Here is a 21,940-nt window from a genome sequence, read left to right on the forward strand (position 1 = left end):
CCCAATACGAAGGATCCCGACATGCGCTTCGTCCAGATCGAGATGTTGCCCGCCGGCCGCGCGCTGGTCGACATCGACAAGCTGACCCACGCGGTCCCGCAGGAAGCGGGCACGCGGCTGTTCCTCGGCGCGCAGCACCTCGACGTGCCGCATACGCTGGGTGAGCTCGAGAACGTCCTCGCCGGCCGCGCGCGCGACGACGACGGCGAACAAGGCGGCGCGGGCTTCCAGATGCGGGGCCGCCGGTGAGCATCGACGCGCGCGACCGCGCCTATCTCGACCGCTGCGTCGCGCTCGCCGCCGAGGCGGTCGACGCCGGCGACGAGGCGTTCGGCTCGCTCCTCGTCGCCGCCGACGGGCGCATCTTGTTCGGGGATCGCAACCGCGTCGGCGGCGGCGACCCGACGCGGCATCCCGAATTCGCGATCGCGCGCTGGGCGGCCGCGCATCTGTCGCCCGACGATCGCCGCGCCGCCACCGTTTACACCTCGGGCGAACATTGCGCGATGTGCGCCGCCGCGCACGGCCTCGTCGGGCTCGGGCGGATCGTCTACGCAACCTCGACCGCGCAACTGACGCAGTGGATGCGCGAACTAGGCCGCTCGCCGATGGGGATCGAGCCGCTGCCGATCACCGCGATCGTCCCCGGGGCTGAGGTCGCGGGGCCGGTCCCCGAACTCGCCGACGCGGTGCGCGCGCTCCACGCCCGCGCCGCCGGCTGACGCGTCAGGCGGCCGGAGCCGGAGCCGGCGCCGGCCGCGCCTGCTCCGCCGCGATCCAGCGCCGCATCTCCGCCTCCATCGTCGGCAGCGGCACCGATCCCATGCCGAGCAGCGCGTCGTGGAACCGCCGCTGGTCGAACCGGGCCCCTAGCGCCTGCTCCGCCGCACCGCGCAGCTCGCGCATCTTCATCTCGCCCAGCTTGTAGGCGAGCGCCTGCCCCGGCCAGCTGATGTAGCGGTCGACCTCGATCTCGACGTCCAATTTGGCGAGCGCGGTGTGCGAGGACAGGTAATCGATCGCCTGCGCGCGCGTCCAACCCATGCTGTGGATGCCGGTATCGATCACCAGCCGCGCCGCGCGCCACATCTCGAACGTCTCGCGCCCGAACTCCTCGTACGGCGTGCGATACATGCCGAGCTTGGTGCCCAGCCACTCCGAATACAGCCCCCAGCCCTCGCCATAGCCCGAGAAATAGGTCTGCCGCCGGAACGCCGGCCGGTCGGGCGCCTCCAGCGCCATCGCCGCCTGGTGGCTGTGCCCGGGCACGCATTCGTGCAGCGTCAACGAGACGAGATTGTAGAGCGGACGCGATTTCAGATCATAGGTGTTCATCAGGCACGCGCTCAACCCGCCGCGCCCCGAAGTATAGACCGGCGCGATCGCGTCGGGCACCGGCTGGATCGTGAAGCGGTAGCGCGGCAGCGTCGTGAACACGTCCTTCAACCGCCCGTCCATCCGCTTGGCGACCAGCGCGGAGAAACCGAGCAGCTCGTCGGGCGTGCGCGCGTAGAATTGCGGGTCGCTGCGCAGGAAGGCCAGGAACTGCGTGAAACTACCCTTGAACCCCGTTTGCGCGATCGTCGCCTTCATGTCGCGGTCGATCCGCGCGACTTCGGCGAGCCCGATCCGGTGGATCTGCTCGGGCGTGAGGTCCAGCGTCGTATATTCGCGGATCTGGCTGCGATAGAATGCCGGACCATCGGGCAGCGCCGCCGCCGACAGCGTCGCGCGCGCGCCCGGCAGATAGGTACCGCGAAAGAACGTCAGCAACCGCGCAAAGGCGGGCGCCGCCTGCGTGTCGATCGCCGCCTGCGCTTGTGCGCGCAACTGCGCCTGCTCGGCCGCGGGGATCGACGCGGGCATTTCCTTGAACGGATCGAACAGCGGGTTCGCCGCGCCCGTCATCACATACGCCTCGATCGTCTTGTCGCGCCCCGAAAGCGTCACGCGCGGCGGCGTGAACCCGCGCGCCAGCCCGGCGCGCATATTGGCGACGTTGCCGTCGAACCAGCGCGGCACGTCGCGCAACCGCCCGATGTAGCGGCGGTAATCGTCCGCGCTCTCCAGCGCGGAATAGGGCTTCACCTCGCCCCAGAAATAGCTGTCGCTGTTGAGCGGCGCTTCGTAGCTGCGAAAGTCGATGTTCGCGATCTCCGCGCGCAGCGATTCGCTCAGCACCGCGGCGTTCAACCGTTCTTCAGGCGACAATTGCTCGACCGGGATCTTCGCGACGCGGTCCAGCACGTCCTGCCAATAGGCGCGGCGCCGCGCCCAGTCCGCGGGTGCCACCGCGGGAAAATGGTCGTCGCTCTCGCTGCGCAGCCCGTCGCTGACCTGCGCGAACTCCTTCTGCCGCCACGTCCATTCGGCATCGTAGATCGCCTTCAACCGCCGATCCGCCGCACTCGGCGCGCGCGCGGCCGGTGCCGACGCGGGCGCAGGGGTCGCTGCCGCCGCGGGCGCGGGCGCGGGCGCGGACGCGGGCGCGGCGACCGCCATCGCCGCGGGCGCCGCGACACCCGACGCGGGCAGCGCCACCGTCAACAGCAACGCAGCGCGTGCAAATCTCGTCCCGTATCGCATGATCATCCGCCCCGTGTCGCAGCGGCACCCCGATCGCCCGCCGTCGTGTCCGGGGTGATAGGCGCTCCCCTCGCCCGCACGCAATCGCGCACAGGCACCGGCGTCACCATGAGCGCGGATGCAGGTACGGGTTCCGCGCGGCTGCCACGACGACGGCCGCGGAAGTGACCACCACCGCTGACAACGCGAGCACCCGCAATTCCCGCGAGATGCTCGACGAACCTTCCACCGGTAACGATCACGCCATCCCGACCAAGCAAAGGTCGGTCGCTCGCGACGAAAAAGTCACGGACCCCGCGACGATCGCCACCGTTCGACCGGCCGCCATGCAAGCTCCACGCGCTCGCATGCCGTCGCACACGGGCGACCGTAACGCTGCGCGTACACAGGCAAAAACGGCGATCGGCCCAGCGCTGCGATAACCGACACCGGCAATCCACCCGCGAACCGCTAGGTCGCGAGCGCGCCCCTCGGATGATACCCATGCCGCCCCACCCACGACGATCACGCCTCGCTCCCCGCGAAAGCCAGTCACCTTCACCGAAACGGTCGCGAGAGCCTTCGAGCGCCCGCCGACGCCTCGGCGATGACCGCACTCCACTCGTCCGCGCACCACTACGCATCGGCGATGGTGTCACTGGCAGCATGGCTTTTGGCACTGATGGCGGTAAGTACGCTGAGATGTGGACACAGGGATGGAAACCGTACCCAGCTCCGCAGGCCCGCGACCCTCTATTGATGCGCCATAAGCTGCTCGCTGGTGACGAGAACGTCCCGCTCATTAAGCAAAACCGTTTGCCTGCCGCCGAACGTCTTGAAGCCACATCCAACGCCCGCCGTCGTACCGGCGATGACAGGCACTCCAGTCGTCCGCGCGCCACCGTGCACCAGCGATGGTGTAACTTCCAGCGCGTCTTCGGGTACTGATGGCGGTGCGTACGCTGCGACGTGGACGCGGGGGAGGCAACCCTGCCCAGCACCGCAGGCCCCAAGACCTTCGGTTGATGCGCCATACGCTGTTCGCTGACAATAATAGCGCCCTGCTCATTGAGCAAAACCGTTTGCCCTCCACAGATCGTGGCTACGCGGCATCCAGCGCCCGCCATCGTAGCGGCGATGACCGGCACTCCAGTAGTCCGCGCGACACGGCGCACCAGCGATGGAGTCACTGCCGGCGCGGCTGCAGGTACTGATGGCAGCGCGTACGCTGCGACGTGGACGCGGGGAGGCAACCGTGCCCAGCACCGCAGAGCCTTCGAGCCTCGGTTGATGCGCCATAAGCTGCTCGCTGGTGACGATAGCGTCCTGCTCATCAGGCAAAACCGTTTGCCTTACACAAAGCGTTGCAACGCCGCATGCGGCGCTGGCCGCCGTACCGGCGGTGATAGCCACTCTATTCGTCCGCGCATGGGCACCGGTACCACCGCCAGTGCAGATGCGGGCACACAGCGCCCGGAATGCGAGGCCGCCATCGATGCGTTCGCTCCCACTATCGATGGATCGCGAGAGCCTATAATCTCTGCCAAATTCAAAGGATCGTAGGCGCGGATCACGGAGTAGGGAGGACCGCCCGCCATCCTGTTGACCACGATGAACGTTCTGACGCCTCACACACCGCCGGGCGCGTCCGTATATATCTAACCGACCGAAACGGATTAAGCTGCGCGGGCAAAGAGCAGACGCGCCGATATCGGCGCTGCACCCGCGACGTAACTCGTTGAACCGAACTTAGGTCAATACGACCGCGACCACGGCCCAGAACGGCACACACAATGCTAGGCCGATGAACACGCCCGTCATCGGCGGCATCTTATGCGCGGGGGCGGGAAATCCTCTCTCTGCTTTTGAATAGTTTGTCATGGCAACAATAGTACGTGCGAACCCCATGATGGTTCCTGGATCGGTCGTCGCGACATCTTGCGCGATCACCTGCCTCGCGCTTGCCAGCGTTACCGAAAAAGCAACCACTGCTGCGTCATGGCGGACATCGACCTCGCGCGCTGCTCGCGCGGGATGGTGGACGAAGAGGTAGCCTGTGCTCGGCGGAACGGAATTGAAGGTCTGCGTACTCGGCCTCGGCTATATCGGCCTGCCGACCGCGGCGGTGATCGCGCGCACCGGTGCGCAGGTGCTCGGCGTCGACGTGTCGCCCCACGTCGTCGACACGGTCAATTCGGGCCGCGTCCATATCGAGGAGGTCGATCTCGACGGGCTCGTCTCGGGCGTGGTCGCGCGCGGGTCGCTGCGCGCGTCGACGCAAATCGAGCCAGCGGACGTTTTCGTGATCGCGGTGCCGACCCCGTTCGGTGCCGATCACGTCCCCGACGTCGGCTATGTGCTGAAAGCCGCCACCGCGGTCGCGACCGTGCTGAAGCCGGGCGATACCGTGATCCTCGAATCGACCTCGCCCGTCGGCACCACCGAACAGGTGCGCGACTTCGTCGCCGACCTGCGCCCCGACCTGAAGGTGCCCGGCCGCACCGGCGAGGGTGCCGATGTCGCGATCGCCTATTGCCCCGAACGCGTCCTGCCCGGCCGCATCCTCGTCGAACTGATCGACAACGACCGCGTGATTGGGGGCATCACCCCGCGCTGCGCGCGCCGCGCGCTCCAGTTCTACCGCCGTTTCGTGCGCGGTGCCTGCGTCACCACCACCGCGCGCGCGGCCGAGATGACCAAGCTGACCGAGAATGCGTTCCGCGACGTCAACATCGCCTTCGCGAACGAACTCTCGCGCGTCGCAGAAACGCTCGGCGTCGACGTGTGGGAGGTGATCCGCCTCGCCAACCGCCACCCGCGCGTCAACATCCTTCAGCCCGGCCCCGGCGTCGGCGGCCATTGCATCGCGGTCGACCCCTGGTTCCTCGTCCACGGCGCGCCCGACGATACGAAACTGATCCGCGCCGCGCGCGAGGTCAACGACGCGAAATGCGACCACGTGATCGAGCACGCCTCCGCGCTCATCGCCGCGCACCCGGGCCTGACCGTCGCCTGCCTCGGCCTCGCATTCAAAGCCAACATCGACGATTTCCGAGAAAGCCCCGCCCTGAAAATCGCGGCTGCGCTGGCGCACCGGTTTGGCACGCGTGTGCGGATCGTCGAGCCTTATGCAAACGTCCTTCCTTTCGCGTTCGACGGCACCGGCGCAACCTTGGCCGACCTAGACGATGCCCTGGAACGCACGGGCATCATGATTGCGCTGGTCGACCACGACGTTTTTCGCTCGGTCCCGCTCGAGGAGCGCGCCGACAAATACGTCTACGACACGCGCGGGATCTGGCCCGATCAACCCGCCGCCCCGGACACGCGCCAGGTCCGACTGGCGGGCTGAGGCACCGCACGGTCCGCCAATGCCCCCTCAGCGCACCGCCACACACTGCGTGTCGTTGCGCGCACCCAGCGGCGCTGGCGTGCACGGCGCGGGCTCGCCCCAAATCCAGCCCGACCCAACATAGCCTAGGTACACGCGCCCGAAGACGTCGGGGTCGGCACCGACGACGCTGACCTGATCGAGTGTGCCCGCGGGGAAATCGATCAGCCTCTGCCACGTTTGTGCATCGTCGACCGAGCGCCAGATGCCGTATTCGCCACCGATGCGCCCCGACACGAAGATCGTCGGGTAACGTGCTCCCTTTGCCGCCTTGCCGAACGCGATATCGTCGACGCGCGTCACGTCCGCCACGACCTGCCACGTCGCACCTCCGTCGCGGCTGCGGCGCAGGCCAGTGTCGCCGGTATGTTCGAAGCCCGAAGTGAAGAAGAGGTGTCCGGCGTGCCCCGGTACCGAGCGTAGCTTCGCCGCCATGTTGCTTACCGGTGCGATTTCGCCGTTGAACACCTTGCTCCACGACCGGCCGTCGTCCTGCGAGCGCCACAGCCCTTGCAGCGCCGCGTTCGCGCCCTCGCCGCTATGATAGAAGTAGAACGTGCCCGGCGCTGCCTTGTCCGCAGTCACCGTCTTGCGTTGCAACCAGGTGTGCTCGAACGACCCGGGCGTGTCGCCAACCGCGCCCGACAGGCGAACCGCCTCCCAATTGGCGCCGCCGTCGTGCGTGACAAAGGGCTGGCGATTGCGCGCGGGCGCCCACACGATTGACCTGGGATCGCTGGACGATACCGCGATGGTACCGAACGACATCCGCCAAGGATCATCCGCCTTGGTACCCGGCGGCGTCGGCAGCGACGCGAACTTGCGCCACGTTCGCCCGCCGTCGCTGCTGGTGCCCGCCATCACCGCGTTGCCATCCTCCGCGCAGCACGTGCGCGCGTCGCTCGCGTTCGTAACGACGAAGCCCGGTTTGGCCGGCGTCCAGTCAAGCTGCTGCACCGACATCAGCGTTCGCTCGCCCGGCGCGAAGGTGGAGGAATAGGCGTTCAGATCGTCCTTCACGTGGATGCCGAAATCCCACGCGGCGAAGATTGGCGATCCGCCCGCGGGCTGTATCACGTCGTTCGCGACGAGCTCCTCGATCCCGCGCGTCTGGCTCACCCAATCGAGTGCGGCGGTCCCAGGCGGCACGTCGGCGTAGAACACACCCATGCCCGCCCCCACCCACAATCGGTTGGGCACCGCCGCGTCGAACATCAGGTCGGCGGTAGTGAAAAATGGCGAATTGGCGACGCGCAGCCACGGCGGATCGCCCGCTCCCACCGCGGAACTGTGCGTCACGCTGCTCCAATTCTCACCGCCGTCAGTGCTGACATACCCCTTGCCCCCGCGATCGACGACGATCACTTGGTCGGCGCGCGGGTTCGCAGCCACCGCGGCGTATTCGCGCACGGTCAGGTTCAGCTCGGCAGTCAGATCGCGCCAGCGCCCGTCGCGGTACGACCAGATCGATTTGGTCACGTCATCGACCCCGAAGAACGTGCCGCGGCGATCGAATGCGCCGCGCTGCAACGTCAACGGCTGCGCGCCGCTGGCAGGCAGCGCATGAAAGGTCGCGCCACCGTCCGCTGACACGAACATCCCATTGCCCGACGACAGCGCGAACAGCCGCCCGGTCGGCTTGCCGCCAGCCGGACGCTCGAACCACAACATTGTGCCCGGCGCCTGCGCGCCGGCGTTGGGGCTGCGGTCCTTGCTGACGGGGATCGAGGAGATGCGATCCCACGACGCGCCCGCGTCGGTCGATCGCCACAACCCCGTTCCGGGTGTGCCGAGCAGGACGACGTCGGGGTTGGCGGGGTCGACCGCCATGAACGGCCCATGCAGGCGGAACTCGCTGTTCGCGTCCCAGATCAGGGGAAACGGATTGCCCGCGTGCGGCTGCATCCAGTGGCGACCAGTGTCATCCGACCGGTAGACCCGCCCTTGCAATGCCATGTAGATCCGTCCGGGCCGCGATGGCGCGACCACGATCTCGTAGACCCCCGCCGCCGCGCCGTTCTGCGCACGCGCGGTATCGGGCATCGTCGCCGCGGTGACGAGCTGCGCCCAGCGGTTCGCACCCTTGTCCCAGATGTACGCGCCGTACACGTCCGATCGAGCGACAAGCGTCTGCCCCGCCGCGTCGCTCGACAGGCCCGAGATCATGCCGCCACCACCGATCGCGACATGCTTCCACTGGTAACGCTCGTCCGCGACCGGCGCGCCCGCGCGCGACAACGCCACCGGCGCGCTATACGACTGGCTGCTGCCCGGCAGAAAGAACGCGGCCGCCGCACCCAGGATTGCGATCAGCATCACCACGGCGACCACCCATGGCCAGCGCCGCCGCGGCCTGGCGACGAAATCATCGTAACGGACGGTGCGACGTGCATGCGGTTGCATCGAACTCCCTGCCGATTCCGACGCGCCGCGTCGATCAATCATGCGTTCTGGTCAGTAGGTAATATATCGCCACCGGGCTGGTGACCAGATAACGCCACCCCAGCCGCACCGGCTCGCGCGCGGCACGGTATAGCCATTCCAGCCCCAGCGCCTGCATCCATCCCGGCGCACGTGATACGCCGCCACCATAATGGTCGAACAGACCGCCGCAGGTCCGCACCCATCCCACCCCGCCGAGCAGGTGGCGGTACTCGACGGCGATCCGTTCCTGCATCGGCGTGCCGAGCCCCAGCCACAATACGTCGGCCCCTGACGCACGCACGGCGGCGCATATATCTGGGATCGTGTCGGGTGCGAAATAGCCGTGGCGTGCGCCCACCACCCTCAATCCGGGAAAGCGGCTGCGCAGATGCTCCGCCGCGCGCGCCGCGACCCCCGGCTTGGCGCCCAAAAAGTAGAACCTGATCCCTTCGGTCGCGGCGATCGCGGCGGCGTCCAGAAGGAAATCGGTCGTCGCGGTACGCTCCTCCAGCGGTTCGCGGCACCTCAACCTGCTGGCGAAGACTAGGGGCATGCCGTCAGCGTCGACGATGTCCGCCTGCTCGATCGTCGCCCGATAAGCCGGATCGCGGTTGAATGCGGCGACAACGCTGCCGTTCGCCGAGGTGACGACGCGCGGAATCCGCAGATCGCCCCTGCGCGCGCGGGCAACATCCGCCCGCATCAGCGCGGCGAGTTCGTCGAGTCCCAGCCGCGCAATTCTTATCCCGCCGATCGTCGCGGTACGGATCGCGGCCATGCCACTCCCCGCTCCCCGCTCCTCGTCACGGCTGAACGGCTCCTGCCCCACTCCGTCCCTTTTCCTGACTTCGCGCCGGTCGCCACGTGCGATTATGGTCGCCGGCACCGACCGGCGCGCGGCAGCACGAGGCCGACACGGAGCATATGCGCGAGCGGACGCGGGCGTGACAAGCCCTGAGCGGCCGCAACGACATCAATCTTGTCCAACGGCCGGCCCTGATGGAACGGCGATCAGGACTGCCGCGGCATGCACGGCCGTGACGCTCCCGGCATCCATAACGCGATACCGCCGACCAAGAAGCTCAGGCCGGGATACAAGATGTAGGTGTAGCGCGTCACCGGCTGGAACGGCGCCAGCAGCACCGTGGTCAGAACAACCGTGATCGCGAGGTAGCCCGCGCCTGCCTCTCGCCTTCTGAGTAGCAGCGTGATCAACCCCAGCAATCCTACAATGCCGATTATTTGCATGAAGTTGGCTTTGAATGTGCCGAAGATCGTTCCGTGCGGATCGGACATCCACTGTTCGGGCAGCAGCATTTGCCGGACGTGACGCAGCCATAGCCGTGCCGCATCTGCGGGATGTGCCGCGATCCACGCCTTGGCCTCGTCGCCGCGTTGCCGTGCGTAAGCGACCTCGCCGATGCGGATCACCGCGCGGCGCGCCGCCGGACTGGCGGTAGGATGGATCGCACGCAATCGCTCCTCGAGCGTCCTAGCCGGATCAGCGGTGTTCGCCATCGCCGGGTTGTTGGCGAGCGCGAGTTCGAGCCCGGCATTGCTGCGTAGCGACACGAACGCGCCCAGCACGCGCTCGTTGCGGATCGTCCACGGCACCACCGCCATCGCGACCAACGCCAGCGCGATCCCCGCGCCGATGACATTGGCCCGCCACGTCATGTGCACGACACCGAACACGACGAGACAAACGAACGCGCTGGTGCCGAGCGGCGGGTGGACGAAAAACAGCCCGCTCGCGGACGCCAGCAATCCGAGCGGGAAACGCCGCGCATCGCGCGGAACCTCGTCGACGCCCGCACGGGCGGCCAGCAGCTGATGCAGGAACAAGGCGGCAAGAAAGGTCGCCAGCCCACCTTCCCACACCCGGAAATCGACCGTCTCGACGGTCAGATACGCCGGCGCGAGCAGGCCGAGCGCCAGACATGCCAACCGCACGCCGCGCGCGATCCGGAGGTAGGCGAAGGCGTAAAACAGCAGCAGGTATGTGCCGATCGCCAGCCCGATCGACCAGGTCGCGAGGATCGCCTCCGCCGCGACCGATCGCGGCGCGAACACGCTGTACACCAGCCCGCCCAACGCCGGTCCCAGCGGCAGCAGGTGCGCGGTCGCGCCGTGCCCGACGCCGTAGGCGCCGGCGAACCCGCGCCCCGCGCCGAGCGAGATCGCGACATTCATCGCCTCGCCCGCCGCCCCGTGCGCGGGTTGCAACAATGTCCAGGCGATCCGCTCCGCCACACCGGCCGCGCACAACGCCAGTTCGGGTCTGGGCGGGCGGAGCAGGCGTGCGGCGCTCGGCCTCACCGGATCAGGCGCGGACGCGACCGGCGCACCAGCCGGGCCATGCGGCGGCGGAGCAACTGGTGCGCCCCGGCACTAGCGTCCGACTCGCGGTAGATCAGGGCGATCGTCAGGATCAGGAATACCTCGACCACCGCGGCACCGCTCAGCAGGCTCGATTCGGTCAGATTGTGCCCCAAGCAGAACGCCATCAACGCCAGCAACAACGATCGCCGCGACTTGTCGATCGACAGGCTCAGCAGCAACCGCAGCAGCGGCCACACCGCCAGCGCCGCGATCGCCAGCAGCAGCCCGGGCACGCCGATCGTGACCAGCAGGTCGAGGAACCCATTGTGCCCGTGCGGCGCGTAGATCGCGACCCAGCCACTGGTCAGCGTCCAGATCGGGCTCGCGTCACCAATCTGCCAGAACGAGCCGAACCCTGCGCCCGTCCAGGGATACTCACCCGCATATTCGATCAACAGCGGCCAGATCGCGCCGCGCCCGGTCAGCGCGCCGGGATCGTTGAATGTGTCGGCCAGGAAACGGATATTCGCCGACACCGCCTGCAATGCGATCCCTGCGAACACCAGCAGGATGACCACCATCGTCGAGCGGTAGCTCGCACTATATGGCCGGATCGCGAAACCGAGCGCGACCGCGAGCATCAGGATCACCTCGGACGTGCGCGAATTGGTGTAGAACAGGAACACCGCCGCCCCGAGGATCACCAGTGCCGAGACGACGCGCCCGAATTGGCGATTGTCGAACAGGAACAGCAGGATCGTCAGGCTGCACGCCGCGCCGGTGATGTTCTTGTGCGGAATGATGCCGCGCCAGTCGCCGACGACCGACGACTGTTCGCCGAACACCTCGCCGTGGATGCCGTAGGGCGTGAAGAACACGACCAGATAATTGATGACCAGCAGCGCGATCATCGCGATGCGCAGCAGCTGCAGCGTCCGCGCCGGACCAAGGTCGTTGACCTGGCGGAAGGCAATCCAGATGACGATCGTGGTCTGAATGACACGGCGCAACGCGATTAGCGGCGCGATCGCCCACGATACGCTCAACAGGCAGAATGCCAGCAGCAGCAGCAGTGCCGTCGGGATACAGATTAACTCGCGCCGGCTGATCATGCCGCTGCCGACCAGCAGCACGAGCATGATGCCGACATACAATATCTGGTTGAGTGCATCCCCCGTGCTGTTCGAATTCTGCCCCGCCCATTCCTGCATCGGCGCGGTGCCGATCAACACCAGCCAGAGGAACAGCGCGAAGGTGGCATTCGCTACCGCGAAACGCCGGCGCGCGCGCGGGCCAGCCCGGCGGGCCGGGCCGGCGGCGCGGCGTCGCTCGATGCCGGTGATCGCGGTTGCCATGACTTTGTCCTATCCCGCCCGCACGAGCGGGGCCAGCACGGCTTCGTAGCGATCGAGCATGTGCGCGTTCGACGCTTCGCGCCCCAAACGCGCCGCCAGCGCCGCCCAGTGCGCGCGCGCCGCGGGATCGTCGCGCAGCCGCCGCAGCACCGCCGCAAGCGCGCCGTGATCGTCGAGCGGCACGACGATGCCGCAGCGCGTGCCATCCGCGGCGGTCACCCCCTCGACCTGCACGGCCACGTCGGACACGACCAGCGGCAGGCCAAGCCGAGCGGCCTCGATCAAGGCGAGGCTATGCCCTTCGTAACGGCTGACCTGAACGAAGACGTCGGCCGCGGCGGCGCGCGCCAGTGCTGCCTCACGCGCGACCAGCCCGCTGAACGTTACGCGATCGCCCAGCTCCAGCTCCGCCACCAACGCGCGCAGCGCCGCCTCGTCCTCGCCACCGCCGACGATTTCCAGTCGCGCACCCGGCACCGCCGCCATCCCGCGGATCAGCATGGGATAGTTCTTCTGCGCGGTCAGCCGACCGAGCGCAACGACCCGGAGCACCCCGTCGTTTGACCGCCGCCGCGGCAGCGCATCGAGCATCCGTTCCAGCCGTTCGGACAAGGCATTGTGGATCGTCAGCGCCTTGGCCCGATATCGCCGCGGCTTGTGTGCCAGCGTCGCGCGAACCGCGTCCGACACGCTGACCACCCGTGCGACGCAGCGCAGGATCCCCGTCCAGCCGTCGACGCGGTCGAGCAGCGGGTTGTGCGTGTCGGTCGGCGAATGGTGCGACAGGATCACGCGGGTCGGCACACGCGCCAGCGTGACCGCGACCGGCAGCAATACGTTGGCGGCGGGCATCGACGAAACGATCACCGCCGGGCGCTCGCGCCGTAGATAGCGCACCAGCGTGGCAATCATGCGCGCGGCTTGCCACGGCGTCCGCGGCTTGGCCGGGGCGATGTGGTGCCATCCCACCATGTCGACGTGCTCGCCCGCCGCGTCGGCGGGGGGATAAAGGACGAACCGCCTCGTCGCATATCCCCGCGCGGCGAGCCCGTCGGCGATGTCGTCCCACAATTCGCGCAAGCCCCCCGCCGCCGAATGGGTGATCGCGAAATGGATCGCGCCCGCCTGGTTCACCGCTGTTTCGCCGCCAGCGCTCGTTCGGAAAGCATTTGCTCCGCGAGGGTGTGCGCGGACAGCCACGCGCGATCGTCGTCGCGATCGCGGACCCAGCGCGCAATCATTTCGCCCCATTTGACCGGGCTCTGCATCCGGTGCCACGCCGCCGCTCCGCCGGCCGACACGCGCGCGTACAGCGCCGGGTCGGCGATCAGCGCGGCGATCGCCGCCGCCAGCGCGCGCGGGCGTCCGGCGCGGAACACCATCGCACTCGCGCCGTCCTCCAGGTGTCCGCGAAACATCGGATGGTCCGATGCCACCACCGGCGTGCGCGAGGCGAGCCCCTCGAACAGGGTCAGCGGCAATCCTTCGGGAAAGGCATGGCGGCTCGGCACCACCACCGCGTCGGCCGCGCGCATCATCGCCGCGATCTCGCCGTTCGGCACCAGCCCCAGAAAGGTGACGCGGTCGCCCACCCCGCGTTTGGCGGCGCGCCCAGCAAAGCGGTCCCGCGCGCCGACGCCCGCGATGCTCAGTCGCACGTCGTGCGCGGGCTTCAACAGCGCGACCGCGTCGATCAGGTCGCCGACCCCCTTTTTCGCGCTGATCGAGCCGACGAACAGCAGCTCGAACGGACGCGCCGCGGGTGCGGTCTTGGGCGAAAGATCATCGGGGGTGCGGTGATGCGGAAAGTCCCAGGCGAGTACCTTGTCGGCGCGGACGCCGAGATCGACCAGACCGCGCGCGGCATTCAGACCGTGATTGGCGACCAGCGTGACGCGCGCGTCGTTGAGCGATTCCGGCAGGGTACGAAACCGTATCCACCGATAATAAGGGTTGGCGAACGAATCGGCCATCACCACGCCCAGTCGGAACGGCTGCGCCCGTGCCCAGCGGATCAGCGGCATCATCGGTCCGAACAGGATCAGGTGGGTCGGCGCGAACCGCTCGATCAGCGCGATCACCGCGTCGGGGTTCCGGTCGGGATCGGTGTCCGCGCCGATCACCGTGACCCCAGTCTCCAGCATCTCCCAATATCGCGGCGCGAGCGCACACAGGAACCCGACCGCGTCGTGTTCGGCGCGCAACGCGGCGAGTTGATCGAGCACGTAGCCGTGCCCGTAATACATCTCCTTGCCTTCCTCGCGTCGCAGCCGGTCGGCCTCGCGGTAATCGCCGGCGTAATGGACCATCAGCACCCGCGTCACGCCGCATTCCCCCAGCCTGCGAGCGGGTCGCCGAGCCCCAAGTGCGCGCGCACGAGCAGGATCGCGACGAACAGCAACATCGCCACGCCGATCGCCAACGCGTCCTCGCGCCAGAATGCCATCCGCACGCGGTGCAGCCCGACCGCGATATAGCCGTATTGCAGCAGCTCGGTCGCCGCCACCGCCCCCACCGCACCGCCGAACCCGGCGACCGCATATCCCGTCGGCAACAGCAGCGCGAGCGTCGCCAGCCGGGTGACGTTCGCGACACTGCTGTAGAACGGCTGCCCCGCGCTCAGCAGCAGCGCTTCGTTCAGGTTCGACAGCACCGCGAACACCGCGCCGAGCAGCAGCACCGCCAGCATCCAGCTCGCCGCGGCGTAACGGGGGTCGTAGATCACGCGGATCAGCACGTCGGCAATCCCCGCCGCCCCCGCCAGCGAGGCGCACACGCCCAATGCCAAGGCAGTGCGCGAACGCCCGATCGCCGCCATCTGCGCGCGCCGGTCGTCGGTCGCGATGCCTGCGAGCGCGGGAAAGATGATCTGATAGCTCATCCGCCGCGCCAGCGTCGTCGGCAATTCCGCGATTGCGCGCGCGATGCCGTAGATGCCGAGCAGCGCGAGCGGCGCGACCCGTCCGAGATACAATCGGTCGAGGTTGGTCGCGGCATACATGACGAGCGAGGTGATCGCGATCCACCTGCCGAAGCGGATGATCCGCCCCGCCACGACGCGGTCGAACCGCAGCCGCTGCCCCGGATCGGGAAGCGCGTAGCTCAGCGCCGAGCGGATCGCGACCGCGAGCACCAGCCCGATCACCGGCGCCCAGACCGATCGCAGCCACCATGCCAGCGCGACCTGCACCGCGAAGGCGAGGACTTCGCACGCGAGCTCGAACAGATTGCGCCGCCGCACCTCCACCTGCTTGACCAGCACGAAGATCGCGGTCGAATGCGCGCCGCCGATCACCGGCGACAAGGCGGCGAGCAGGAAGATGCGCACGTCGATGCCGTACGCGCGCGCGAGGAACGGCGCCGCGGCCGCGAACAGCAGGCTCAACAATGCACCGCGCAGGAGCTGCAACGTCCAGGCGGTATCGCGAAAGGCGCGCTCGGCGCCGTCGGGATGGTGGACGATGTTCTGCTCGATGCCGACGTCGGTCAGCAGCTCCACCCCCAGCCGCACCGCGTTGACGACCACCATCACCCCCAGAATCTCGGGCGCGAGCAGATAGGATAAAGTGACGTTGAGCCCGAACTTGAGCGCGGCGGACACGACGAACGTCCCCGCGGTCCAGACGAACTTGGCGAAATACCCGCCCGGCGCGCGCGTCAAGTCGCGGTTCCGGCTGAACGGTCGGCCGTCAGGTCGACGGCTATGACCGGCGCCGTCACCGGCCGGCGCGGTCGCGCCAGCCCCTGGAGCGTCCCGATCGCGATCACGTTCCACGTCACCAACGAGTACAACCCGACGCGCAAACTTCCGCGCCGGATCGAAAGAAACGCGAGCGGCAGCAGCAACACCGCGAGCAGGATGGCCCAGCGACCGCTCAACCCCGCAACGAGGACCGCCAGCCACCAGCCGTAGACGATCACGCTATAGCGCAGCTGCGCGAACTGGCGCAGCACCTGCCGCCAGTGCGGCTGTCCCCAGGCGGCGCGGATCACCTCACCCGCCCCGCCCGCGTAACCGCTGCGCAGCCGTCGCCACATCAGGCGATACCCGCCCGTTGCATGGCCGTGATGCTCGACCGCGGCGACGTCGATCCGCGCCAGCCGCCAGCCCGCGGCGCGGAGCCGCGCCGCCAGCTCGAATTCCTCGAAGGCGTGGAGATTGCGGTCGGCAAAATGCCCCACCGCGCGCACCGCCGCGACGCGGTAGAGCCCACCGCAGTCGAGCCGGTCGACGTCGCCCGCCACCGCACTGCCCTTCACGCGGTCGTTGCGCGCGCGCAGTTCGAACTCGATGCTGTCGGTGTTCGCCTCGCGTACGCGCCCGCCGACCGCGGCATGGCCCGGATTGGCCTCCAGGAAAGCGACACCCGCCACCAGAAAATCGGCGTCGAGCACCATGTCGCCGTCGAGCAGGTAGAAATAGTCGGCGTCGACCGACTGGAAAGCTAGCTGCGCGCCCGTCCCGCACGATCGCTCGGCGGGGTCGGCGAGCTGCAACACGCGCACGCCCGGATGCGTCCGCGCGCGTGCCACGGTGTCGTCGCTTGATCCGCTGTCAGCGAGCACGATCGTACCGCCGCCGACCCGGTCGAGCGCCGCGCGCGCACTCGAGAGTGCCGCGTCGATGTGCGCCGCCTCGTTGAGCGCCTTGATCCCGACCGCAACCGTCACGCTGCCCCGCCTCCTGCACGGCCCCCCGCGCCATTTCTCGCGCCGCTTCCCGCCAGCGCGCGATAGCGCGCCAGATACGCGGATGCCATCGTATCGGGGCTGAAGCGCGCCGCGATCACGTCGCGAAACGGCGCCACGCGACGCCGCGCGGCTGCGGGATCGTCGATCACCTGGGCGAGCAGCGCCGCCAGTGCGGGAACGTCGTCGACCGCGGCCCGGAACGGGTAATCCGCCGGCACCACCTCGTCGAGCCCGGGCGCGTCGGTCGTGATCGCGGGCACGCCGGCGAGCAGCGCTTCCGCCGCGAGCAGCCCGAACCCCTCGAACCGCGATGGCAACAGCACCGCGTCATAGTCATCCAGCCGCTCGGCCAGGTTCGGGATCGGATCGACCAATCGCACGTCCCACGCTGCTTCATCGGCCGCCGCCGCGACGCGGTCGCGCAGCACGCCCGTGCCCGCGATCGTCACTGCCACGTCGGCGCGCGGCGTTCGCGTGCGCGCGTCGGCGAGGATCGCGGGCAGCAGGTCGGCGCCCTTCTGCTGGTGGAGCCGTCCAGCGAACAGGACCTTTGCCGAGCGATTGTCGCCAGACGCCCGCTGCTGCGCGGGCGCGGGGCGCGCCACGCCGTTGTAGATCACGTCGGTGGCGCGCGGGCGGCGCACCGCGATCGCCGCATCGGCACGCGCAGCGTTGCGCGACACCGCCACCGCGGTGCCGTAGTCGAGCCGCGCGGTAACCCAGTGCCCGATCATCCCCCAGTCGATCCACAATTCGCAATTGTGGACCGTGCGCAGCAACGGCGTGCGACGAGCCCGACGCGACAGCAACGTTGCAATTGCCAGCGTCAGCTCGGGGATCTCGGTGTGGACGTGAATCACGTCGGGCCGCACGTCCGCGACGGTGCGGGCAAGCGCGCGCGCGGCGAGCACGACACCGCCCGACTTGAACCCGCGGCTGGTGCCGGTGGTGTGGGGGACGCCCCAGCGATCCAGCCGTGCCGCCATGTCCTGCCCGACCGCGCTTCGTCGCTCGCTGCCCAGCACCGCGAACAGCGCGAAATCGGCGCGGTCGCGCAAACGGTCGATCAGGTCGAGCGCGACCATCTCCGCGCCGCCCATGTCGAGGTGCGTGATGACGTGCAGCACCCGCGGCCGCCGGTCCTCGCCGACATGGCGGCCACAGGCTTGCGCCGGCGTCAATTCCTTCCCGCCCCCCGCGGTCATCCTCGTCGTCCCTAGCAGCGCCCCAGCTTCACCTATAGAATGACGGACGAGCGGGGGAGCGTAGAATTGTCCATCACAGCGCCTGTGGTCACGCCGGCTGATCTGCGCGGGGCACCGGCCGATTATCCGGCGACCGGCGCCGCCCCATCCGCCCGCATCTCGGCCCCGATCCGCTACCGTCCCGACATCGACGGGCTGCGCGCGCTGGCGATCCTGCCGATCCTGCTGCTTCATTGCGGTGTCACCGGGCTGCGCGGCGGGTTCGTCGGCGTCGACGTCTTTTTCGTGATCTCGGGCTATCTCATCACCGCAATCATGACGCGCGACATCGAGCGCGGCGCGTTCTCGATTACGCGCTTCTATCGTCACCGCATCGTCCGCATCCTGCCCGCGCTGCTGGTGATGATCGCGGTCACGCTCGCACTCGGCTGCGCGCTGCTGCTCCCCAACCAGATCCGCGACCTGGGGCACAGCGTCGCCGCGACGAGCGCGTTCGGCTCGAACGTCTATTTCTACCTGACGTCGGACTATTTCGCCGCCGCCTCGGACGCGAAGCCGCTGGTCCACACCTGGTCGCTCGCGGTCGAGGAGCAATTTTACCTCGTCTATCCGCTGCTGCTCTGGGCGATGCGCCGCGCGCCGCGCGAGCGATTGATCGCGGTAATCGCCGGGCTCGCCGCGGTGTCGTTTCTCGCCGGCGCGTGGCTGGCGGTGACGCGCCCGTCGGCGGGCTTCTACCTGCTGCCCGCGCGCGTATGGGAACTGGCGCTCGGCGCCCTGGTCGCGCTCGGCGCGGTGCCGACCATCCGCCGCCCGGGCTGGCGCGCCGCGCTCTGCCTGGCCGCGCTCGTCGTGATCGCGCTCAGCACGGTCGCGATCTCCAGCCGCTGGCCGTTCCCGGTGCCGTTCGCCGCGCCCCCCGCGCTCGCCGCCGCGATCCTGATCGCCTATGGACGGGACGGACCCAGCGCCAGGCTGCTCGCCAGCGCACCGCTCCGCGCGGTCGGGCTTGTCTCCTATTCGGCCTATCTGTGGCACCGGCCGATCATCGCTTTGTACCAGAGCCGCCACGGCTCGACGCTGCGCATCGGCGAAACCGCGCTGCTGCTGGCGCTCTCGCTCGGCGCCGCCGTGCTCAGCTACGCGCTGGTCGAACGCCCGGCGAGCCGGCGCTGGCGCGACGGCAGCGGACTGCGCGTTCACGCGGTCGCGGTCGCGCTGCTCGTTCTCACCGCGCTCGCGGGGCTGGGGATCGCCGACGCGGCCGATCGTATCCGCCCGCTGCCGCCACGGCTCGCGCGCGCGGCGAGCTACATCGGCTGGGACGCGACCGCCGCGGGCAGACGACAGTTCGGCACCGACCGCTGTTTTACGATCCCGACCGGTGCCGCGTTCGACCCCGCCTGCCTCGCGCTCTCCGCGACGCGCGCGAACGTCATGCTGATCGGCGACAGCCACGCCGCGCATTTCTCACAAGCACTGCGCCTGCTCCGCCCCGACGTCCACGTGGTCCAGGCGACTGCGGCGGGGTGCCGGCCGCTGCTGCGTGGCGGCGGGATCGCGCGCTGCCGCGCGGTCATGGAGCGCGCGTTCACCCAGACCGATTTCACGCGCGTCGACACGGTGATTCTCTCGGCGCTGTGGTTGCCATTCGAGCAGCCCACCCTGCTCGATACGATCCGATCCTTGCGCGCGCGCGGCGTGCGAGTCGTCGTGCTCGGCCCCTCGGTCGAGTACGACACCGACCTGCCGATCCTGGTGGTGCGCGGCGCGCGCGAAGGCGACCCGCGGCTCGCCGACCGGTATCGTATCGATGCACGCGCCGCGCTCGACCGCGTGATGGCCGCGCCGGTGCGCGCGGCGGGGGCCACCTACGTCTCGGTGATCGCGGCCGAGTGCGCATCCCCAGACCGGGCCACGTCGTGCCCGCTGACGACCCGCGACGGCACGCCACTCCACTTCGACCATTCGCACTTCACCCCCGCGGGCGCGCGACTGGTGCTCGGGCGCGTGCTCGCGGTGGTGCCGCTCACTTCCCCGCGGTGACGACCGGGCGCGCGCTGCGGCGCGTGCGCTGGCGCAGTTCGCGCATCACCGCGTCGCCCGCGTCCTTCTTCACCGTTCGCCGCTCACCCAGCGTCGCGTAATGCGCGAAGGCGACCGCGAAGAAGAAGATCGTGCTGACGATCGCGTCGCGTTCAAACATGCCGGTCTCGGTCGTATTGTGCCCGATGCAGAACATCAGCATCGCGGAGATCAGCGCGCCCTGCCCCTTGGGCGCCTGCTCGCTCACCAGCAACCGCGCGAGCGGCCACACCGCCATCGCGAACACCATCAACAGCACGCCCGGCAGTCCGACCGTCACCAGCTGGTCGAGATAGCCCGAGTGACCGACGAAGATCGTGGTGACGAAACCCTGCCCATATTGGAACACCGGGCTTCCTGCCTCAATGTTCCAGAACGACCCGAAGCCCGCGCCGAGCGGATGCTCGCTCGCGTAGCTGAGCAGCGTGGACCAGATGTGACCGCGCCCCGTGAACGCCTTGGGGCTGGTCAGATCCGCCTGCAACACGTCCTTGTACGCGGTCAGCAGGTACAGGATCAACGCGGCGCCGATCGTCATCAGCGGGATCAGATACGCGCGCAGCCGGCGATTGACGAACTCGAACACTGCGCCGCCCATCAACGCGAGCACCAGCATGCCGGCCGACGTCTTCGACTGCGAGCGCCACAGGAAATACACCGACGCGACGATCGCGAAGATCCGCACGGTGCGCCTGACCTGTTTGGCATCGAAGGTGAACATCACCACGCACAATGCCGCCACCGCACCGGCGAAGTTCTTGTGCCCCAAAAACCCGCGCCACATGTCACCGGTCAACGAATTTCCGGCCTCGCTCGCCGGATGAATGCCGACGCTCGGGTCAATGAAGACGAACAGATAGCTGATCAGTACCGAGGCAAGGAGTGCGTAGCGCAGGATCTGGGCGCTAAGTTGATATCCGCCGTGCCGCACCAGGCTGAATGCCATCCAGCCGACCAAGGTGGTCAGGAACACGCGCCGCACCGCGACACCGGGATCGAGCGCCCACGACAGGCTGATCCAGCACCATGCGAAAGCGACGAGCACCGGCCAGGGAAATGCGATCCAGGAAGCCCCGCGTGCGACCGGGCGGACCGCGTAGATCGTCAGCGCGAGGATCATTAGATAGCCAATCTGCCGCGCCACGCTGCCCTCGCCCGCGGCCAGGCCGTCCTCGATCGTCATCAGCGGGCCGAGCAGCACCATCGCGACCAGCGCGACGATCGCGATCTTCAACGGCGCGAGATGGTCGGCCTGCGTGAACGTGGGCGATGCATCGCCGCGTTCGCCGCCACCGAACTGCGACAGCCAGTCGGCCCGAAACGATCCAGGCCTAAACGATCCGGCCTTAACCGACGCCGCCTCGTACGGCCCTGCCTCATACCCACCGCCTGAACCTGAAGGCATGATCTGTGTCCCGCTTCGACACGCTCGGCGCACGCCGCCGGCCCCGTCGATGATCTTGATCGCCGTTTCTATCGCCCGCCCCCGACATCGTCCAGCCGGCACCCGACGTGCCGGCCTGTTTCAGCAGCAACACCTCCGATCAAAAATCCTTACAATACAGTAACTCGTTGAGACCAACTCCCGATCACGTCTTCCGAAAGCCTCCGGTTTTGGCTACTCAGCCATTTCGCTTCAGAGGAAGCGGCCCGTCCGTTGTCATGAACATTGGCGTGCCGCATGGTCGGGGGCGGATCAGGGGCGGCTTACGTTGATGGCGAGCGCCTCGTTCACCTTGTGTGGACGGGTGTTCTGGCAGGGTGTGTGTCGGCATGTTGGGGAACGTCGATCCATGCGATGCGCGACACTCCGTCGCAGCGGAAACGCATCAGGTGACTGAGCGCCGATCCGGTGCGCAGTGGCGGCCGCGCACAGCACTGCTGCAATTCCGCGCGCTTAG

Annotated in this window: 16 protein-coding genes; 4 read left to right on the forward strand and 12 right to left on the reverse strand. The window is 68.4% G+C overall.

Annotation, left to right across the window (positions count from 1 at the left end; translation table 11 throughout):
* The first annotated feature begins 21 nt into the window (after positions 1-21).
* Positions 22-249, forward strand: coding sequence for a hypothetical protein (locus KZ810_RS10795; protein WP_219769126.1), 228 nt, complete (start codon positions 22-24; stop codon positions 247-249).
* Positions 246-722, forward strand: coding sequence for a nucleoside deaminase (locus KZ810_RS10800; RefSeq protein ID WP_219769127.1), 477 nt, complete (start codon positions 246-248; stop codon positions 720-722). Before KZ810_RS10795 ends, KZ810_RS10800 begins: the two co-directional genes overlap by 4 nt.
* A 4-nt stretch (positions 723-726) precedes the next feature.
* Here KZ810_RS10800 and KZ810_RS10805 read toward each other — a convergent pair whose 3' ends face one another.
* Together KZ810_RS10805 and KZ810_RS10810 are read right to left on the reverse strand one after the other, a co-directional pair.
* Positions 727-2,502: a DUF885 domain-containing protein gene (locus tag KZ810_RS10805; protein WP_219769459.1), complete on the reverse strand. Its 1,776-nt coding sequence runs from the start codon at positions 2,500-2,502 to the stop codon at positions 727-729.
* A gap of 1,812 nt (positions 2,503-4,314) precedes the next feature.
* A complete protein-coding gene (locus tag KZ810_RS10810) occupies positions 4,315-4,515 on the reverse strand; it encodes a hypothetical protein (RefSeq protein WP_219769128.1) in 201 nt (66 codons plus the stop codon).
* Positions 4,516-4,621: 106 nt separating this feature from the next.
* Here KZ810_RS10810 and wecC point away from each other — a divergent pair, with 106 nt between their 5' ends.
* Positions 4,622-5,917: a UDP-N-acetyl-D-mannosamine dehydrogenase gene (wecC, locus tag KZ810_RS10815; protein WP_219769129.1), complete on the forward strand. Its 1,296-nt coding sequence runs from the start codon at positions 4,622-4,624 to the stop codon at positions 5,915-5,917.
* Between the two features lie 27 nt (positions 5,918-5,944).
* On the opposite strand, the gene KZ810_RS10820 is transcribed toward wecC, so the two are convergent.
* From KZ810_RS10820 to KZ810_RS10860, 9 genes are all read right to left on the reverse strand, one after another.
* Complete coding sequence (locus KZ810_RS10820) at positions 5,945-8,359, reverse strand: beta propeller repeat protein (protein ID WP_219769130.1); 2,415 nt, start codon at positions 8,357-8,359, stop codon at positions 5,945-5,947.
* A 34-nt stretch (positions 8,360-8,393) separates the two neighbouring features.
* Positions 8,394-9,158, reverse strand: a complete 765-nt coding sequence (locus KZ810_RS10825; protein WP_219769131.1) for a WecB/TagA/CpsF family glycosyltransferase — start codon at positions 9,156-9,158, stop codon at positions 8,394-8,396.
* Positions 9,159-9,391: 233 nt separating this feature from the next.
* Positions 9,392-10,699: a hypothetical protein gene (locus KZ810_RS10830; protein ID WP_219769132.1), complete on the reverse strand. Its 1,308-nt coding sequence runs from the start codon at positions 10,697-10,699 to the stop codon at positions 9,392-9,394.
* Positions 10,696-12,057, reverse strand: a complete 1,362-nt coding sequence (locus KZ810_RS10835) for an O-antigen ligase family protein (RefSeq protein ID WP_219769133.1) — start codon at positions 12,055-12,057, stop codon at positions 10,696-10,698. The genes KZ810_RS10830 and KZ810_RS10835 overlap by 4 nt, the downstream gene beginning before the upstream one ends.
* 9 nt (positions 12,058-12,066) lie before the next feature.
* Complete coding sequence (locus KZ810_RS10840) at positions 12,067-13,191, reverse strand: glycosyltransferase family 4 protein (RefSeq protein ID WP_219769134.1); 1,125 nt, start codon at positions 13,189-13,191, stop codon at positions 12,067-12,069.
* Positions 13,188-14,381, reverse strand: coding sequence for a glycosyltransferase family 4 protein (locus tag KZ810_RS10845; protein WP_219769135.1), 1,194 nt, complete (start codon positions 14,379-14,381; stop codon positions 13,188-13,190). The genes KZ810_RS10840 and KZ810_RS10845 overlap by 4 nt, the downstream gene beginning before the upstream one ends.
* Entirely contained in the window at positions 14,378-15,718 is a 1,341-nt protein-coding gene (locus tag KZ810_RS10850) for an oligosaccharide flippase family protein (protein ID WP_219769136.1), read from the reverse strand. Before KZ810_RS10850 ends, KZ810_RS10845 begins: the two co-directional genes overlap by 4 nt.
* A complete protein-coding gene (locus KZ810_RS10855) occupies positions 15,715-16,728 on the reverse strand; it encodes a glycosyltransferase (protein ID WP_219769137.1) in 1,014 nt (337 codons plus the stop codon). Before KZ810_RS10855 ends, KZ810_RS10850 begins: the two co-directional genes overlap by 4 nt.
* A complete protein-coding gene (locus tag KZ810_RS10860) occupies positions 16,725-17,954 on the reverse strand; it encodes a glycosyltransferase family 4 protein (protein WP_219769138.1) in 1,230 nt (409 codons plus the stop codon). Before KZ810_RS10860 ends, KZ810_RS10855 begins: the two co-directional genes overlap by 4 nt.
* Before the next feature lie 66 nt (positions 17,955-18,020).
* Between KZ810_RS10860 and KZ810_RS10865 the strand changes: the two genes are divergently transcribed.
* A complete protein-coding gene (locus KZ810_RS10865) occupies positions 18,021-20,000 on the forward strand; it encodes an acyltransferase family protein (protein WP_219769139.1) in 1,980 nt (659 codons plus the stop codon).
* Here KZ810_RS10865 and KZ810_RS10870 read toward each other — a convergent pair.
* A complete protein-coding gene (locus tag KZ810_RS10870) occupies positions 19,984-21,444 on the reverse strand; it encodes an O-antigen ligase family protein (protein ID WP_219769140.1) in 1,461 nt (486 codons plus the stop codon). The genes KZ810_RS10865 and KZ810_RS10870 overlap by 17 nt on opposite strands.
* Positions 21,445-21,940 lie beyond the last annotated feature (496 nt).

The organism is Sphingomonas citricola, assembly GCF_019429535.1.
GTDB lineage: Bacteria > Pseudomonadota > Alphaproteobacteria > Sphingomonadales > Sphingomonadaceae > Sphingomonas > Sphingomonas citricola.

What these genes read in the sequence shown, in the direction of transcription:
- KZ810_RS10805 (WP_219769459.1), bottom strand. Translation starts at nt 2,502, where the DNA reads ATGGCGGTCGCCGCGCCCGCGTCCGCGCCCGCGCCCGCGCCCGCGGCG.
- KZ810_RS10860 (WP_219769138.1), bottom strand. Translation starts at nt 17,954, where the DNA reads ATGACCGCGGGGGGCGGGAAGGAATTGACGCCGGCGCAAGCCTGTGGC.
- KZ810_RS10825 (WP_219769131.1), bottom strand. Translation starts at nt 9,158, where the DNA reads ATGGCCGCGATCCGTACCGCGACGATCGGCGGGATAAGAATTGCGCGG.
- KZ810_RS10795 (WP_219769126.1), top strand. Translation starts at nt 22, where the DNA reads ATGCGCTTCGTCCAGATCGAGATGTTGCCCGCCGGCCGCGCGCTGGTC.
- KZ810_RS10835 (WP_219769133.1), bottom strand. Translation starts at nt 12,057, where the DNA reads ATGGCAACCGCGATCACCGGCATCGAGCGACGCCGCGCCGCCGGCCCG.
- KZ810_RS10870 (WP_219769140.1), bottom strand. Translation starts at nt 21,444, where the DNA reads ATGCCTTCAGGTTCAGGCGGTGGGTATGAGGCAGGGCCGTACGAGGCG.
- KZ810_RS10820 (WP_219769130.1), bottom strand. Translation starts at nt 8,359, where the DNA reads ATGCAACCGCATGCACGTCGCACCGTCCGTTACGATGATTTCGTCGCC.